This window comes from Roseibium aggregatum IAM 12614, from assembly GCF_000168975.1.
Classification (GTDB): domain Bacteria; phylum Pseudomonadota; class Alphaproteobacteria; order Rhizobiales; family Stappiaceae; genus Roseibium; species Roseibium aggregatum.
The window spans coordinates 166,774-182,368 of record NZ_AAUW01000002.1; the positions used below are offsets into that span (position 1 = coordinate 166,774).

General features: G+C 59.3%; 14 protein-coding genes, 1 tRNA gene and 1 riboswitch. Of the genes, 5 read left to right on the forward strand and 10 right to left on the reverse strand.

The genetic code is table 11. The annotated features are described in order from the left end of the window. Positions 1 to 20 precede the first annotated feature (20 nt). The 5 genes from SIAM614_RS03275 to SIAM614_RS03295 all read right to left on the reverse strand — a co-directional run bounded on the left by SIAM614_RS03275 (position 21) and on the right by SIAM614_RS03295 (position 5,079). Complete coding sequence (locus SIAM614_RS03275) at positions 21 to 386, reverse strand: response regulator (RefSeq protein ID WP_006932059.1); 366 nt, start codon at positions 384 to 386, stop codon at positions 21 to 23. 36 nt (positions 387 to 422) lie between these two features. After that, positions 423 to 914 (reverse strand): chemotaxis protein CheW, encoded by a 492-nt coding sequence (locus tag SIAM614_RS03280; protein ID WP_006932060.1) that lies wholly within the window; start codon positions 912 to 914, stop codon positions 423 to 425. After that, positions 911 to 3,715: a hybrid sensor histidine kinase/response regulator gene (locus SIAM614_RS03285; protein ID WP_006932061.1), complete on the reverse strand. Its 2,805-nt coding sequence runs from the start codon at positions 3,713 to 3,715 to the stop codon at positions 911 to 913. Before SIAM614_RS03285 ends, SIAM614_RS03280 begins: the two co-directional genes overlap by 4 nt. A gap of 134 nt (positions 3,716 to 3,849) precedes the next feature. Further along, positions 3,850 to 4,494 (reverse strand): histidine phosphotransferase ChpT, encoded by a 645-nt coding sequence (gene chpT, locus SIAM614_RS03290; protein ID WP_006932062.1) that lies wholly within the window; start codon positions 4,492 to 4,494, stop codon positions 3,850 to 3,852. Positions 4,495 to 4,677: 183 nt separating this feature from the next. Further along, positions 4,678 to 5,079 carry a YHS domain-containing (seleno)protein gene (locus SIAM614_RS03295; protein ID WP_006932063.1) on the reverse strand — a complete coding sequence of 134 codons (402 nt, stop codon included), beginning with the start codon at positions 5,077 to 5,079 and terminating at the stop codon, positions 4,678 to 4,680. Positions 5,080 to 5,286: 207 nt separating this feature from the next. On the opposite strand from SIAM614_RS03295, the gene SIAM614_RS03300 reads away from it, so the two are divergent. The 3 genes from SIAM614_RS03300 to SIAM614_RS03310 all read left to right on the forward strand — a co-directional run bounded on the left by SIAM614_RS03300 (position 5,287) and on the right by SIAM614_RS03310 (position 8,307). Beyond that, positions 5,287 to 5,892 carry a DUF1134 domain-containing protein gene (locus SIAM614_RS03300; RefSeq protein WP_040439029.1) on the forward strand — a complete coding sequence of 202 codons (606 nt, stop codon included), beginning with the start codon at positions 5,287 to 5,289 and terminating at the stop codon, positions 5,890 to 5,892. A 139-nt stretch (positions 5,893 to 6,031) separates the two neighbouring features. Further along, positions 6,032 to 7,378 (forward strand): coiled-coil domain-containing protein, encoded by a 1,347-nt coding sequence (locus SIAM614_RS03305; RefSeq protein WP_157139657.1) that lies wholly within the window; start codon positions 6,032 to 6,034, stop codon positions 7,376 to 7,378. A 146-nt stretch (positions 7,379 to 7,524) separates the two neighbouring features. Next, positions 7,525 to 8,307: a DeoR/GlpR family DNA-binding transcription regulator gene (locus SIAM614_RS03310; protein ID WP_006932067.1), complete on the forward strand. Its 783-nt coding sequence runs from the start codon at positions 7,525 to 7,527 to the stop codon at positions 8,305 to 8,307. A gap of 91 nt (positions 8,308 to 8,398) precedes the next feature. Here the strand turns inward: SIAM614_RS03310 and SIAM614_RS03315 are convergent. Both SIAM614_RS03315 and SIAM614_RS03320 read right to left on the reverse strand, forming a co-directional pair. Beyond that, positions 8,399 to 8,474, reverse strand: a tRNA-Glu gene (locus SIAM614_RS03315). 135 nt (positions 8,475 to 8,609) lie between these two features. After that, on the reverse strand, positions 8,610 to 8,966 hold the full coding sequence (locus tag SIAM614_RS03320) for a hypothetical protein (RefSeq protein ID WP_006932068.1): 357 nt from the start codon (positions 8,964 to 8,966) through the stop codon (positions 8,610 to 8,612). Here SIAM614_RS03320 and SIAM614_RS03325 point away from each other — a divergent pair. Together SIAM614_RS03325 and rpoH are read left to right on the forward strand one after the other, a co-directional pair. Further along, positions 8,965 to 9,990, forward strand: a complete 1,026-nt coding sequence (locus SIAM614_RS03325) for an RluA family pseudouridine synthase (RefSeq protein ID WP_006932069.1) — start codon at positions 8,965 to 8,967, stop codon at positions 9,988 to 9,990. The two genes, SIAM614_RS03320 and SIAM614_RS03325, sit on opposite strands and share 2 nt — an antisense overlap. Before the next feature lie 177 nt (positions 9,991 to 10,167). Beyond that, the gene (gene rpoH / locus SIAM614_RS03330) at positions 10,168 to 11,052 is read left to right on the forward strand and encodes an RNA polymerase sigma factor RpoH (protein WP_006932070.1); all 885 of its coding nucleotides are present in this window, start codon (positions 10,168 to 10,170) and stop codon (positions 11,050 to 11,052) included. A 282-nt stretch (positions 11,053 to 11,334) separates the two neighbouring features. Here the strand turns inward: rpoH and SIAM614_RS03335 are convergent, their stop codons facing one another. From SIAM614_RS03335 to SIAM614_RS03345, 3 genes are all read right to left on the reverse strand, one after another. Continuing rightward, the gene (locus tag SIAM614_RS03335) at positions 11,335 to 12,276 is read right to left on the reverse strand and encodes an ABC transporter substrate-binding protein (RefSeq protein WP_006932072.1); all 942 of its coding nucleotides are present in this window, start codon (positions 12,274 to 12,276) and stop codon (positions 11,335 to 11,337) included. Between the two features lie 22 nt (positions 12,277 to 12,298). Then, positions 12,299 to 13,051: an ABC transporter permease gene (locus SIAM614_RS03340; RefSeq protein ID WP_198137256.1), complete on the reverse strand. Its 753-nt coding sequence runs from the start codon at positions 13,049 to 13,051 to the stop codon at positions 12,299 to 12,301. Positions 13,052 to 13,201: 150 nt separating this feature from the next. Then, positions 13,202 to 13,308: riboswitch (TPP riboswitch) on the reverse strand. 297 nt (positions 13,309 to 13,605) lie between these two features. Beyond that, positions 13,606 to 15,357, reverse strand: coding sequence for a hypothetical protein (locus SIAM614_RS03345; RefSeq protein WP_006932075.1), 1,752 nt, complete (start codon positions 15,355 to 15,357; stop codon positions 13,606 to 13,608). Between the last annotated feature and the right edge of the window lie 238 nt (positions 15,358 to 15,595).

The following is a 15,595-nucleotide window of genomic DNA, read 5'->3' on the forward strand; positions in this document are numbered from 1 at the left end:
TTAGATTGCCCAACTCGAAACTAGATAAGACCGACTTCCTGAAACTTGGCTTCCACGATTTCGCGGTCGAACGGTTTCATGATGTACTCGTTTGCGCCGGCGCGAATGGCACGGGCGATGTGCGCAACGTCGTTTTCAGTGGTACAGAATACGACGATCGGGTTTTCACCACCCTCTTCCGCCCGCAGGCTGGTCAGGAATTCAAGTCCGTCCATGACGGGCATGTTCCAGTCCAGCAGAATTGCGTCCGGCATGGTCTTGCGACATTCGTCAAGCGCCTGCTGGCCGTCTTCCGCTTCGGTGATCTCGAAATTCATATCCTCGAGAATGCGGCGAGCCACCTTCCGGATGACACTTGAGTCATCGACTACGAGGCACTGTTTCATCAGGCTTAACTCCACTCAATAGCCATTATGGCCTTACTATGCTGCAGCCATGGGTTCGGTGAACATCGAGCCGAGCAGTCGATCGACATCCAGAATGACCATCAGGCGGCCATCCAGGCGATGCACGCCTCCGGATATCTCTGCCCAGCGGCGATCCAGGTTCGACGGGTTGGGTTCCGCCGATGCGGACGAAAGCGTCAGCACTTCGCCAACCGTATCGATGACAAGGCCGTAGCTTTCCTGCTTGTACTCGATGCCGACGGCCATCATCTGGCCTTCCTTCAAAGGTGGCAAATGCAGGCGGCGGCGCATGTTGATCGCGGTGACGATGCGTCCGCGGAGGTTCAGGACACCCTGAACCTCGGGAGCCGACATCGGTACGCGTGTCACGCTTTCCGGCACGAACACATCATGTACCTGGGATATGGGCAGGCCGAACAACTGGCCGCCGATGACCACGGTTACATACTGGATCATGTCACTTGCGGATTTCTGTTCCGCGTTGAGTTTGTGTTCCAGCACACTCATGCTGCAGCTCCCATTTCACCGGAGAAGACGTCTTTCAGGGCAGCGATCAGGCCCGGACGGTCGAATTTGGCGACATAGTCGTCAAAGCCTGCCTGACGGCCGCGTTCGATCGAAGCCGGCGTCACCATGGACGACAGGGCCAGGATCGGAATGTTGCGGAACCGGGGATCGCGGCGCAGCGATTCACAGAACTCGAAGCCGTTGATTTCCGGCATTTCGATGTCGCTGACGATCGCATGGAACTTGTCGCCGTTTTCCAGAAGGTCGAACGCCTGATGCGGACCGGTACAGGTGGTCACATCATAGCCGGCGGCCTTCAGAACCGGTGTCAGCATGTTGCGGAAGAAGGACGAGTCATCCACGAATAGAACCTTCTTGGTGAGCGCCTCGATGTCCATTTCCTTGCGCATGAACCAGTCTTCGAAGGCCTGCGGCAGGTAGTAGCCGAGGTCGATGATCTCGGTCGCACGTTCCTTGACCACGGCGGAGCCGAGGATGCCAGGACGCTCCGAACCGACTTCGATGTTCATGCGGTCCTCGACAATGTCGACGATCTCGTCGACCACGAGGCCCATGGAGCGGCCCGCATCGGAGAACACCAGCATCGGCTGGGTGCCTTCCGACTTGTGGCTGTCACCTTCGTTCAGATAGACGAGCGGCATGAGCGCACCGCGGTACTGGACCAGATCGCGGCCGTTCGACCGTTCGATCTTGGAGACCTCGAACTCTTCCAGACGCGTGACCAGCGACAGCGGCACGGCCTTCGGCTCCGGCGCACCGGCACGGAACAGCAGGAGAGAGATCGAGCTCTGGCCCGAAACGGCACGGCTCTGCAGGTCTTCGTGTTCGTCTTCCTGGTTCTCGGTAACCGCGCTCGATGCATGGCTTGCCATGGCACCGGCGATCCCGTTCGGATCGATGATCATGATCACCGAGCCGTCGCCTAGGATGGTGTTGCCGGAGAACATGCCGAGGTTGCGCAGCATGGTCGACATCGGCTTGACCACGATTTCCTCCGTATGGAAGACACCGTCGACGACCACGCCGAATGTCTGGCTGCCGACCTGCATGACAACGATAAAGCCGTTGTCCGCATCGATCGCCTCGTCCGCGTTTTCTCCCTCATAGATACCGAGGAGCTGGGACAGGTGCACCAGCGGCAGCAGCTTGTTGCGCAAGCGTAGAACCGGGGTGTCCTTGATCCGCTCTATACGGTGTTCCGAATTGGTCTGCACGCGGACCAGTTCGACAACGGAGAGCTGCGGGATCGCGAACCGGTCGCCGCCGGCTTCGACGATCAGCGTCGAAACGATGGCAAGCGTCAGCGGGATCTTGATGATGAAGCTCGAGCCCTTGCCCTGTGTAGAGCGCAGGTCGACCGTACCGCCGATCAGTTCGATGTTGTTGCGCACCACGTCCATGCCGACGCCGCGGCCTGAAACGCTGGTGACCTTTGCAGCCGTGGAGAACCCGGCAGCGAAGATGAACTTGTGGATCTGGGCGTCCGTCATCTTGTCGACTTCGGCTTCCGACGCCAGACCGCGTTCCACGACCTTCGCCTTCACCCTCTCGACGTCAATGCCGTTACCATCATCACGAACTTCGATGATGATATGGCCGCCTTCATGATAGGCCGCCAGGGTAATGGTACCCTTTTCCGGCTTGCCTGCCGCGCGGCGATCTTCCGGACGCTCCAGACCATGGTCGGCCGAGTTGCGGACCATGTGTGTCAGCGGGTCCTTGATCATCTCAAGAACCTGGCGGTCCAGTTCGGTATCCGCGCCGATCATTTCCAGTTCGATCGGTTTTTCAAGTTCCTGGCTGAGATCGCGAACGATACGCGGCAGTTTCTGCCAGGCGTTGCCGATGGGCTGCATGCGCGTCGCCATGACGCCTTCCTGCAGTTCGGCGGTAACGTTCGACAGGCGCTGCAACGGCACCTTGAATTCGCTGTCCTCGTGACGGCGCACGATTTCCAGAAGCTGGTTCCGGGTCAGCACCAGTTCGGACACCATGGTCATCAGGTGTTCGAGCGTGTCGACCGCAACGCGGATACTCTGGTTGGAAACACCGCCGCCGGAAGACTTCTTCTCGCCGCCTTCGCCACCGGATTTCTTCGCCGGGGTCTTGGCAGCCACCTTGGCTTCGGCCTTGACCGCAATGGGAGCGGGCTCGGGCTCTTCGACTTCTTCGACGATTTCTTCAGCTTCCTGAACCACCGGTTCAGCAACTTCAACTTCGGTTTCGCGGAAGGCGCGCTCAAGTTCGTCCAGCGACACTTCGCCAGGACGGAGCGGGCGCTCCAGCGATTGATCGGCTGAAACTTCCTCTACGGATGCTTCCGGCTCGGCCTCGGCTGTTTCCGCCACAGGCTCGGGCGCCGGAGCTTCCTTGGCAGCCGCACCACCCTTCATGGCGGCGTCAGCCTTCGCGGACATTTCTTCCAGCTGACCGATCAACTCACTGTCGTCGCCTTGCGGCTCTTCGCCTTCAGCAGATTCCAGGTCTCCCAGAATGTCCTTGATCTGATCGATCGAGGTCAGAATGAGGGAAACGGCTTCTTGCGTGACAGGAGCGCCGTCGCGGAATTTCCCCATGAGGGTTTCAGCAGCATGCGCGATACCTTCAAGACGGGGAAGGCCCAGGAAGCCACAGGTGCCCTTGATCGTGTGCACCAGGCGGAAAATGTTATCTAGGATAGTGGCGTTGTTCGGTTCCTGCTCGAACTTTACGAGCTCAACGTCAACAACATCGAGACTCTCATTGGTCTCTGTAATGAATTCCCTGAGGAGGTCGTCCATGGCCTGCTCTCACCCGACTTGTTACTGGTTCCGCACCCCAAAAGGGATGTCTGGACCGAGAAGTCCATGAGAGCTAGGTTGACGGCAAACAGTTAAGATACGCTGAAGCGGATGGAGTCTTTTGAAGGCCTTGATTATTCTGCCAAAAGGGCCGTTATTTTTACCAACTCTTCTTGTTTATCTATCGTTAATACCATGCCGCATTCGCGGGCCAGCAGCAACGTGTAGATTGGCTGCACGGAATGCGCATCGACCCGCTCAGGCTCTTCCCCGCCAAGGGTTTCCTTCATTCCCAGTGGAATGCGCGGATTGAGGCCGCTGGCCTGGAGCGTGAAGGCCGGCGATTGTGGGTCACCTTCCATTTCAACCTTGATTTCGCCGCCGCGCGGAACGCACTGGTTGGCGATCAGGATCAGGTTAAGAAGTAGTTTTACGTAGTTTTTCGGCATCAGATGCCGGGACAGTTGCCAATTTAAGTCGGATTTTTCGTTTTCCATGAACCCGGTTGCAACGACCTGAGCATCCCCGAGGTCGATTTCGGCACCTGCGGAACCTGCTGCCCCGAATGCAAGACGGGCAAACTGCAGTTTGGCCGAGGCCTGACGAGCGCTCTTGCGGATGAGGTCCATGGCGAATTCACGCATGTCCTCCGACCCTTCCTCGTCCAGCACTTCCAAACCGTTGGTTATCGCGCCGACCGGAGAAATGATGTCATGGCAGACGCGGCTGGCCACCAGGGCGGCAAGATCAAGAGAGGAAAGCTCTTTAAGTGCAGACATGGCGTTTTGAGGCTCTTCTTGAGGAGGCTGCGGAAACTGATTCGACATAGTGACTGCAAGCGTTACACATCCTCGCGGCGGCTGCCAAGGCAGCCGGGGGCTGCAATCCATGTCATCCAGATGAAAGTTTGCGCCGAAATCCGCCTTTTCCGGCACTCGCATGCGGCCGGACAGGACGTCTGTCTACCGCTGGGGCACGCAGCCGACCCGCTCGGCATTGTCGTGAGCGGCCGTCATCAACGGACTGCCGTTGACGACGAACAGGAACCGGTTGACCACCGAATGGAAAAAAACCAGATGGCCGTCGACAATGGCATAGATGAACGGATTGCCTGCTGTCGCAAATCCTTCGGACAGCGCATGCGCGCCGCAACCGGCAAACAGGGGTGCGTAAGCTTCAGGATCGCGCTTGAAGGCGGCAAGATTGCCTTCATTGACGAAGATCCATTCGGTTCCGCCCCATGCGTGCGTGTGCTCACGCTTGCCCTTGCGCGGATAGCCGTCGACGAAATAACTCACAGGGTCATGCCCGCCCAGAGCGTATCCGGTGATCGGATCTGGAACAAAAACCTGGGGACGTGCCAAGGCTTTCCCCGCAAATTGACAGGAGAGCAGGATCAATACAGCGCAAAGACATAACCTTGTCTTTTTTTGGGGCCAGCTTTCCATTGATTCGGCTTATGTAAGGTGCACGATCACATGCGAATCAGCATGATATTGCATCAGTTTAACATTGCGGCCTGACCGGACGGCAACAATCGGCGCGGCCAAGAAACTTTGGGAGAATATCGAATGTCACAAAGTTCCCGGCGAGTTGTATCCCTGATATCGGCTGCGTTCCTGGCCTTGTGCGCATTTGCGTTTTCCAACCCGGCGTTCTCCCAGACGTCCGGAAATGAACCGATTGCAACGGGCCAGACCTATGACCAGGACGAAATCCTGCAAGCCGGCCACCAGTTCTTCGGCTCCGTATCGGGCGGCCTTGCGTCCGTTGTCGAGAAGGCCTTTTCCAGTTACGGCGAGCCGAACGGATATGTGCTGGGTGAAGAAGGCTCAGGCGCACTCATCGCCGGCGCGCGTTATGGCGAAGGCAACCTCTACACGCGCAACGCCGGAACTCACAAACTGTTCTGGCAAGGCCCGTCCGTCGGCTGGGACTTCGGCGCCGACGGTGCCCGCGTCATGATGCTTGTCTATAACCTGCCGACCGTGAACTCCATCTACACCCGCTTTGCCGGTGTCAACGGGTCCGCCTACCTGGTCGGCGGCGTGGGCATGACTGTGCTGTTGAACAATGAGATCGTGCTTGTGCCTGTGCGCGCGGGTGTCGGCGCCCGTCTCGGGCTGAACATGGGCTATCTGAAGTTCACCGAAAAGCCGACCTGGAACCCGTTCTGATCTGACTGGACGGGCGACCAACGCAACCTGACGACGAAGCCGGGTTGCATTCGTTCCACGTAGAACACTTGGCGGCAGTGCGACTGTCGTTTATTGATGGAGTTGTGGGCGTTTTTCAAGACGTAACCGGGAGCCGGACTTGATTGAAGCAGCGATGTATGTGGCGCTGGGGTTTTGCACCGCCGGCCTGATCGGACTGGCAATCCTGCCCGCATTTTATCGCCGGGCCGCCCGGCTGACCGAAGAAGCCCTACGCGCCGTCAATCCGACCAGCTATGCCGAAGTCCGCGCCGCCCAGGATCAGGAACGCGCGCGCCATGCCGTCGAACTGCGCCGGGTCGAAAAGCGGCTCGACAGCGAGCGCGAGAAGGCTGCCAAATTTCAGCTCGAAACCACGCGGATGCGGGCTGAAGTCGAAGCGCTGAAAAAATCTCATCAGGACACAGTCTCGGGCCTGGAAGCCAAGATCGCCGCCGAGGCGAGCGATCAGCACGCCGTCGACATGCTGTCGTCTGAAGTGACCAACCTGAAAAAGAAGCTGTCGGAAGCAGAACGAGCCCTTGCGGAAACCTGGACAAAGTCTCCCGAAGACAAGCCGGCCGCCAAACGCGCCGACACCGAAGAAGATGACGGCGGCTGGCTGCCTGCCTCCGGCACCATGGCGCTTGCCACCATTACCGGGCTCGAAGCGGAAGTCGCCATGCTCAAGGCCAAACTGGCGCGCTATGAGCCGACAGTCGCGGGCCAGATGGATGCGGCACGCAGCGAAACCGCCAAGACCAGGCTTGCCGAACTGGAAGCCCAACTGGTCGACACGGAATCCAACTATGTGTCTGCCCAGGCGGAAGTCACGCGCCTGTCGCTCATGCTGGATGCCGCCAGGTTCCCTGAAAGCGAGCGCCAGAAGCACCTTGATGCCAAGCTGGAGAAGCTTTCCGACGACGCAGCGCGCTATCAGGCGGACGCGGCCGAAAAGGGTCGTGCCCTTCAGCGGATCACCGCTCAGATGGCGAAGCTGCAAAAGGACCTTGCTTCGGTTCCTGCCCTTATGGACCTGCGCCGAGATTTCCGCGCGCTCGCAGAAAAGCTGACCGGTCAGGAAGCTCCGGACTTCAGGCTCTCCGAAACGACTGCCCCTTCAAAGCCGGCAGCGCCCCTCGCCGCGCGCAGCGCATCTGTTGCTGCAGGATCCGTTGCTTCCGGTTCGGGCGAAAATGCCCCGTCAGACGGAAACGCGCCAAAGGCGTCGTCCAGCGAAGCTTCTGCGTCGAAAGAGGCAGGGGATGAAGATCAGACTCCCGTTCAGGCTCAGTCCAAATCCGCAAATATCGCAAACGCCGCCGAGGCTCTGGTGAGCAGGATCGTCGCCTCCAGCCGGATCAAGTCCAAACCGGACGCCGAAACCACGTCGGCAGGCACCGGGGCCACGCAAGACATCGACCGGAAAACGAAAGCCACGAAACAAAAAAAGAAAGATGTGGCTTGATCTGACACGGCCGCTCCGGTCATCTAGTCCCATGGACACTCATCTGAAAATCCAACGAAGCTGACCTGCTGATCCCCTCACCTGCGTTTGCAGCCTGCTGAGGCAGGGTGGGTCAGCCATCTTTCACTCAATCGAGTCTGCGGTACATGTTGATCGAACGCCACAACGCCATTCTGGAACTCGCCCGGCAAATGGGCCGCGTCAGCGTCGACGATCTCGCCCGTCGCTTCGATGTCAGTCCGCAGACCATCCGCAAGGACCTGAACGAGCTGTGCGACCGGCGGCTGCTGGCACGTACACACGGCGGGGCTCTGCTCTCATCCGGCATCGAGAATGTCGGCTATGAGGCGCGCAGGATCATCTCCAGCCGGGAAAAAGCGGATATTGGCGAGAAGGTCGCTTCTCTCATTCCCGACAACGCGTCGATCTTCATCAACATCGGCACCACCACCGAAGCCGTTGCGCAGGCGCTGCTGCAGCATCGCGGCCTTATGGTGATCACCAACAACATCAACGTCGCCAGCCTGATGCGCGGTTATTCGCAGATCGAGGTGGTGATCGCTGGCGGGGTGCTGCGCCACTCAGACGGCGGCATCGTTGGCGAGGCGGCAGTGGATTTCATGCGTCAGTTCAAGGTGGATTTCGCGGTCATCGGCGCATCTGCAATCGATCCGGACGGCTCCCTGCTCGACTACGACTATCGGGAAGTGAAAGTCACCAAGACCATCATGGACAATGCACGGCACGTCATTCTGGCGGCCGACAGCACCAAGTTCGAGCGCACCGCCCCGGTTCGTGTCGGGCATCTGCGCCAGGTCAGCACCTTCGTGACAGATTATTGCCCCTCGCCGGACTTCGCGCAGATCGCGCAGGAGGCCGAAGTCGAACTGATCGAGACCGGACAGCAGGAAGACACCGCCAGCGGCTGATCAGCTGTCGCGGCGTGCAAAACTGGTGCACAAACGGGTGGAGAACCCTGTGTGCAAGGTGTGCATATGCTGTTTGTGCCTTGGGGAAAAATGGCACGCCCAACGGGACTCGAACCCGTGTTTCCGCCGTGAAAGGGCGGCGTCCTAGACCGCTAGACGATGGGCGCGCGGGGCTTGAGAAGCTCACTGTCTCAAGCCGAGGACCGTGCGTATAAGGCTGCATGGAAAAAGACGCAAGCCCTAATTTTCATTTTTATGTCACATGCCTGTTCATAACCGAGCCACTCAGGCTCGACGCTACGTCAGCGCGCGACAAAATCCGTGCGACCCAATTGTTTCCCCGTGACAGGATCAAAGCGCAGCAAGGCGGTCTTGCTGCCCTCGCGCACCAGAACCATCAGCAAACCATCGGAGATATTTGTCTGCAGGATTTCCGCATCAGCGCCAACCGCCACCGTCGCGGCATATTGATCGGCGGAAACATCGGTCGTATTGGAGTTGATCTTGTAGAGAATTGCTGCAAAGACAGCGATAAAGCCGGCGATCATGACGAGGGACGAGCCGAGCAGCAGACGCTTCAGCTTGGCCTGGATGCGTTCGGCCGCAGGATCAAGCGGCTTTTCACCCGGCCCCTCATCCCGATAATCAGGTTGTGACATGACAGACAATTCCCTCGAGTATCCGGCCGGTCTGGACCAGGATTTCAGTTTAACAGTTGATGCAGCCGATGCCGGGAAACGGCTGGATGCGGTGCTGGCGACTCATCTGGAAGCCCTTAGCCGCAACAGGATCCAGTCCCTGATCAAGTCCGGGGACGTCACCGTCGGCGGCGCGAAAATAGTTGAGCCGAAATACCGGGTCAATGAAGGCGATGCCCTGACCCTCACTTTGCCGCAGGCGGAGGACCCCGAGCCCAAGGGTGAGGATATCCCCGTCACGGTCGTCTTTGAGGACGAACACCTCATCGTGGTCGACAAACCGGCCGGCCTTGTCGTGCATCCGGGCGCAGGCAACTGGACCGGCACGCTCGTCAATGCGCTGATCCACCATTGCGGTGACAGCCTGTCGGGCATCGGCGGCGTCAAGCGTCCCGGTATCGTCCACCGGATCGACAAGGATACGTCCGGTTTGCTGGTCGTCGCCAAGACAGACCAGGCGCACAAGGGCCTTGCCGCCCAGTTTGCCGACCACGGCCGCACCGGCCCGCTGGAACGGGCCTATTCTGCTCTGGTCTGGGGCGCCCCCTCCGGCCTGAAAGGCACGATCAACGCCAATCTGGCACGGTCGCAGGCAAACCGGCAGAAGATTGCGGTGGTCAAGACCTCCGGCCGCCAAGCCATCACCCATTGGCAGGTGAAGGAACGCTTCGGCAATGCCGAGCAGCCCGCCCTCGCCTCGCTGCTGGAATGCCGCCTTGAAACCGGACGCACCCACCAGATCCGCGTTCACATGGCCCACATCGGCCATCCGTTGATCGGTGACGACGATTACGGGTCAGGTTTCAAGACCAAGGCCAACCGTCTGGAGGAGCCGCTCAAGAGCCTCGTGAACGGTTTTCACCGGCAGGCGCTGCATGCAGGCCTGCTGGCTTTCGAGCACCCCGTAAACGGTAAAACCTTGCGCTTTGAGAGCCCTTACCCGGCCGATTTCGCAAATCTTTTATCCGGATTACAAAAATTTTAGGATTCGTTTTCGTTTTCTGACCATGCATTCGCCGAATTTGGACCTATATTAGGCTATCTTGTGTGCCTGTACGGACACGATTGTGCGTCCGACTTCCCTCCCAAATGGCTTGCTTGCGTATCACTGTGGGGCAGCGGGAGGAAGGCGACGCAAACTTGACGAAAGGGGGTGCATGATATGGCCCAAAACGTTCCGACGCTTACAGCAGGGGAAGGCGGTCTCAGCCGGTACCTGGACGAGATCCGCAAGTTTCCGATGCTTCAGCCGCAGGAAGAGTACATGCTCGCCAAGCGCTACAAAGAGCATGAGGATCCTGAAGCAGCCGAACGCCTGGTCAATTCCCATCTACGCCTCGTCGCCAAGATTGCCATGGGTTACCGCGGCTATGGCCTGCCGATTGGAGAAGTCGTTTCCGAAGGCAATGTCGGCCTGATGCAAGCGGTCAAGCGCTTTGAACCGGACAAGGGTTTCCGGCTCGCGACCTATGCCATGTGGTGGATCAAGGCGGCTATTCAGGAGTACATCCTGCGCTCATGGTCTCTCGTGAAAATGGGGACCACGGCCAACCAGAAACGCCTGTTCTTCAACCTGCGTCGCCTCAAGGGCAAGATTCAGGCGCTGGACGAAGGCGATCTGAAGCCGCATCAGGTATCGGAAATCGCCACCAAACTCGGAGTGTCCGAGGAGGAAGTGGTGTCCATGAACCGCCGTCTGGGCGGTGATGCCAGCCTGAACGCGCCCGTGCGCGCGGAAGCAGACGCAGGTGAGTGGCAGGACTGGCTTGTCGATGAAAGCGACAGTCAGGAAACCCTGCTCGCCAACCAGGAAGAACTGGACATGCGTCGCAAGATGCTCAACGACGCGATGGACGTGCTCAACGAACGCGAACGGCGCATCTTTGAAGCGCGCCGCCTGTCGGAAGATCCGATGACGCTGGAAGACCTTTCGGGCGAATTCGGCGTCAGCCGCGAACGCGTCCGCCAGATCGAGGTTCGCGCTTTCGAAAAGGTTCAGAAGGCCGTGCGCAACAGCGCCCGCACCATGGACCAGCCTGCCGCCTGAGGCAGGTAACCGTAGGATAACAAAAATGCGCCGGAGCCCGCTCCGGCGCTTTTCTTTTGATTGACACCTCATCCGAAGTCATCCCGGACGCAGCGCAGCGAAGATCCGGGACCGGAGAGCCGCCGGGTGAAAAGACTGACATGCGGATAGGCTTTCGCCTCCCCGGTCCCGGCTCGCGCTTCGCTTGGCCGGGATGACTTCGAATGAGGAATTTTCGGTTCTGACAGTTCAAAGCACTGGAGCCAGGCTCCAGCGCTTTTTCCTTTGCGTAAGATGGTTGGATCAGCGGATCTCGGCTGTATAGCTTTCCACCGGCACGACCTTGCTGATCAGGCCGGCTTCGGCCATGAACTCGGCAAAGCGCTGATAGCGACCGGCGTCGAGTGCGGCCGGGCGTTTGGCGAAGCGCGGCAGCGTGTCGAACCAGGCCCGTCTGTTCAGCTCGTCGTTGAGGTTCGGATACGCCTCTATGAACGCGTTCCAGGCTTCTTCAGGGTGATTGCTCAGATAGATAGTGGCCGCTTCCACAGCCGCCAGGAACTTCGCAAAGCGCGGATCGTCCGTCTTGTCCTTGTTGACGACATAGATCAGCTCGTCAAAGATCGGCACACCGTTTTCTTCCGGAAAGAAGGCCTTGCCCGGCTTGCCTTCGATTTCGAGCTGGGTCAGCTCGAAATTGCGATAGCCACCGATCACCGCATCCACCTGTCCGGCAAGCAGTGATCCCGAAAGCGCGAAATTGACGTTGACCAGCTCCACGTCATCAATGGTCAATCCCACCGACAGCAGCATCTGGCCCAGCATTGCGTCCTCGAACCCGGACACGGAAAAACCGATGCTCTTGCCCTTCAGGTCCTTCAGCTCCTGAATGGGACCATCCTTGAGCACGATGAGCGAATTGAGCGGCGTTTCCACCAGCGTGCCGATCCATTTCAGCGGCAGCTCTTCGTCAATCTGCGCATGAAGCGTCGGCTGATAGGAGACCGCAATATCGCCCTGCCCGGCAGCGACCAGCTTTGGCGGCATTGCCGGATCTGCAGGCTCGATGATCTCCACGTCGAGACCTTCCGCTTCGAAGAAGCCTTTTGTCTGAGCGGTAACCAGCGGCGCGTGATCCGGATTTACGAACCAGTCGAGCAGCAAAGTCAGTTTTTCACCGGCCTGCGCCGGGCCCGACGCCAGCAATCCGGCGGCAAGAACAAGAGACAGGAATTGTTTTTTCATGAGGTCCTCCGTTGAGTGGCAGCTAGCTGAGCGTCTGCCAGGGAACAAGAAGTCGGGTGAGATGGTTCACGGCAAAGCGCATGATCAGCACCATGGCCGCGAGAAGGATCAGGGCGGCGAACATCATGTCTGCCTGCATCCGGTTGCTGCTTTGAAGCATGATGAAGGCAAGGCCGCCCTTTGCCCCTGCCCATTCGCCGATGATCGCCCCCATAGGCGCGAACACGGCAGCGACCCGCAAGCCGGAGGCAAACGCCGGCAAGCCTGACGGCAGGCGGAAGAACCAGAGTTCCTTCAAACGAGACAGACGATAAAGCCGGGCGAGATCGTGCAAACCCGGATCCAGCCGCTGCAGGCCGTCGAAAAATGTCGATGTGACCGTGAAGAAGATGACCAGGATGACGACGACGATCTTGGACGCCAGCCCGAACCCCAGCCAGAGCACAAGGATCGGCGCGATGGCAAAGACAGGCAGGGCCTGCGTAACCAGAATGGGCGGCATGGCCAGCCTTGCAGCGACCGGAAACAGCCACAACAGAACGGAAAGCAGCGCCCCCGCCGCAGCTCCGAGCACAAAGCCCAGCACTGTCTCATAGGCGGTGATACCGGCATGATGCAGCAGAAAGCCGGCGTGTTTGGCAAAGGCCGCCAAGACCCGGTCCGGGCCCGGCAGGATGTAGTGCTGGGTGTCGAAGATGTGGACGATGGCCGCCCAGATCGCGACGGTCAGGATGAGGCCGAACACCGACCGGCCGACGGCTTTCAGGAAAACCATCATCCAGCCACCCTCGTTGTCACAGGCTGACAGGCAGGTTCAGGCGCCGATAGCGGCAGTCGGATGTGCAGCCAGGGCTGCGGTCGCAGACAAATACGCATAGGATCTCCCGTCTTCGGACAAGCCGAAAATGACAATGGAGATCCGGGAATAGGCTAAGGATTCCGTCCCTTCGCCGGCATGACCCGGATCAGGTTCTAAGGGTTCGGCATCACGCCATCTCAGCTCCGGTAACCGGAACACCCCTCGGACCAAGTCGGAACATGCCTCGTGTCAGGGAAAAAGGCAAGTCGCTGCGAAACGGTTTTTAGGTGGTTGCCAAGGGCTCGCGCCGTCCATTCGGACGCAGCGCCGCTTGGACCCGAGACCAGGGACCCCAGATCATCGCCCTTTGGATGTAGCGATAAGCCTATGAAGAAATCGAGATTCTCGGTGCCTGGTCCCGGCTCGCAGTTCGCTCTGCCAGGATGGAAAGGGGACAGACGACTTGGCGTAAACAGCCAGAAGCCGCTTTGAAGCGGCTTCTGCCAATTCTCAAAACAGGCAAATACCGCTTAGCCGGCTTGCCAGGCCGTGATGGCCTTTTCGACGGCGTCCGCACCGACCGTGCCCTTCTCAAGGGTCAGAATACCGCGCTTGCCGTTTTCATACAGCATCGGAATGTCGATCCAGCCGCGTTCACGCAGCAGGGCAAGATTGCGTTGCTGCTCGTTCGGCAGGCTGGACAGGGCAATCCAGAAAAAGCCCGGAGACACCTTCACCGAAGCGCCGATCAGCGCATCGCCGCGGGCCTCTTCCGTAGGCTTCATGACAAGACCCGGAACGTTGACGACATCGCCCGGAGCGAAGTTTTCCGGAAACTCGTATTTGATCTCGACAAGGTGACTGGCAGGCAGGGAGGTGTCGTCATTCGGCTTGATGCGAATGTCGACCTTCACATCCCGCTCGGGGATTTCGACGGACGCACTCAGAACCGCCAGAGCCTTGCCATCGAGATTGGTTTCTTCCTCGACGCTCCAGACAACGGCACCTTGCGCCGCAGTGCCGGCGCCACCGGACTCTTCGCCCTCTTCATAGAGAATGGAGCGCTGTACCGAAGGATCCGCCGCTGCAGCAGCAGACGGTGCGGGCGCACTGTCATCGGGCGAAATCGCTGAGAGATTGTCTTCCGGAACGGCAACCGGATTTTCGGTTGCCGCTGGCGCCGGATCGCTGTCGGCGCTCGTCACGATGGACGGCTGGGACGGCTCCGGCGCGGTCTCTGGCGGCGTGTCGGCCTGTGAGTTGTCGGACTGTCCGGTAATGGTTGTTGTGGTAACCGTACGCGCATCCGGAGCAACCACATCCGTCTCGCCTTCATTCAGCAGACGGTCGGTGTTCTTCGACGGTTCTTCGCCTTCCCCGGCGGCCGTCGAGACCGGCGGTTCCGGATCGGTGACCGGTTCGGTGTCCGAGGCCGTTTGTGAAGACGATGCGGCAGGTACGTTGCCACTATCGACACTCTGCTCGCCCGCGGGCATCAGGAAATAAGCACCTGCCCCCAGAAGGACCAGCACCAGCACTGCGGCAGCAAGAGCAATCGGAACCGTGCGGCTGCCGGACGTATCCCCGCGCAGCGCATCGGACGCCTTCGGCTTCGACCGCTTGTCGCGGCTTTTCTTCGGTGCCGGCTCATCCTTGGGCTTGCGGGTCTCCTCGCCGTGATACGGCTGATCGACGGAAACGGATGCCGCGGCACCGTTCGTCGGTTCGAACAGGCTGTCATCCGCCGGTTCCGCCTGCGCCGGTCCACCAAACGAAGGTTCCTGGCGCACGGGCGCCGCGCTCGGATCGGAAGCTTCCTTGGCGTTGTGAACAGCCTGGCTGGCTGCCGTGCCAAGCGCTTCGGCCTGCGACAGGGTTTCTTTCAGGGGCGAAGGGTCGGGCGTTTCCACTGTTGGCGCGGGAGCTGCTTCCGGCTCCTGCGGGGCAGGCACGTCAGTTGTGGCCTCTGCGGCCGGCTCAGCCTGCGGCGGCGTCACGGGTGGAGCGGAAACCTGCGGTGCGGGGGCCGGCGTTTCAACCTTCGGAACGGTCGGACTCAGCCCCAGGCTTTCGCGTGCGGCCTCGGCCTCCACCTTGCGGATGGCTTCTTCAAGACGCAACTGCTCAGCCGTGATTTCGGACGGCGCCAACGGCGGTTCATAGGCTTTGAGCTGATTGACGATGGCATTGCGCGCACGGCTGTAAACGCTTCTGCGTGCAGCACCATTGTTTTCAGGTAAAGACGCGATCGTTTTCTTCAGAATCGAATAGTAATCAGCCATCTTCCTGCCTACCGGCCGACTGCAAGGATCTGTTCTGCGGGCCCGAGATTTCGTATCATTCTCAGGCTTATAGCAAGTTTTTCGAAAACAGGTGCTATTTCTTCAATATCTCGCCGCGACAGAAACCCTCGCAGTACCCTTTTTCCTAACACAGATTTGTCTCTTCGGCACACACATGGAACGCCGAAAACGAAGGGCGGTTGCATGCAGCGATTCGCAGCACGCAACCTAAGTCCTT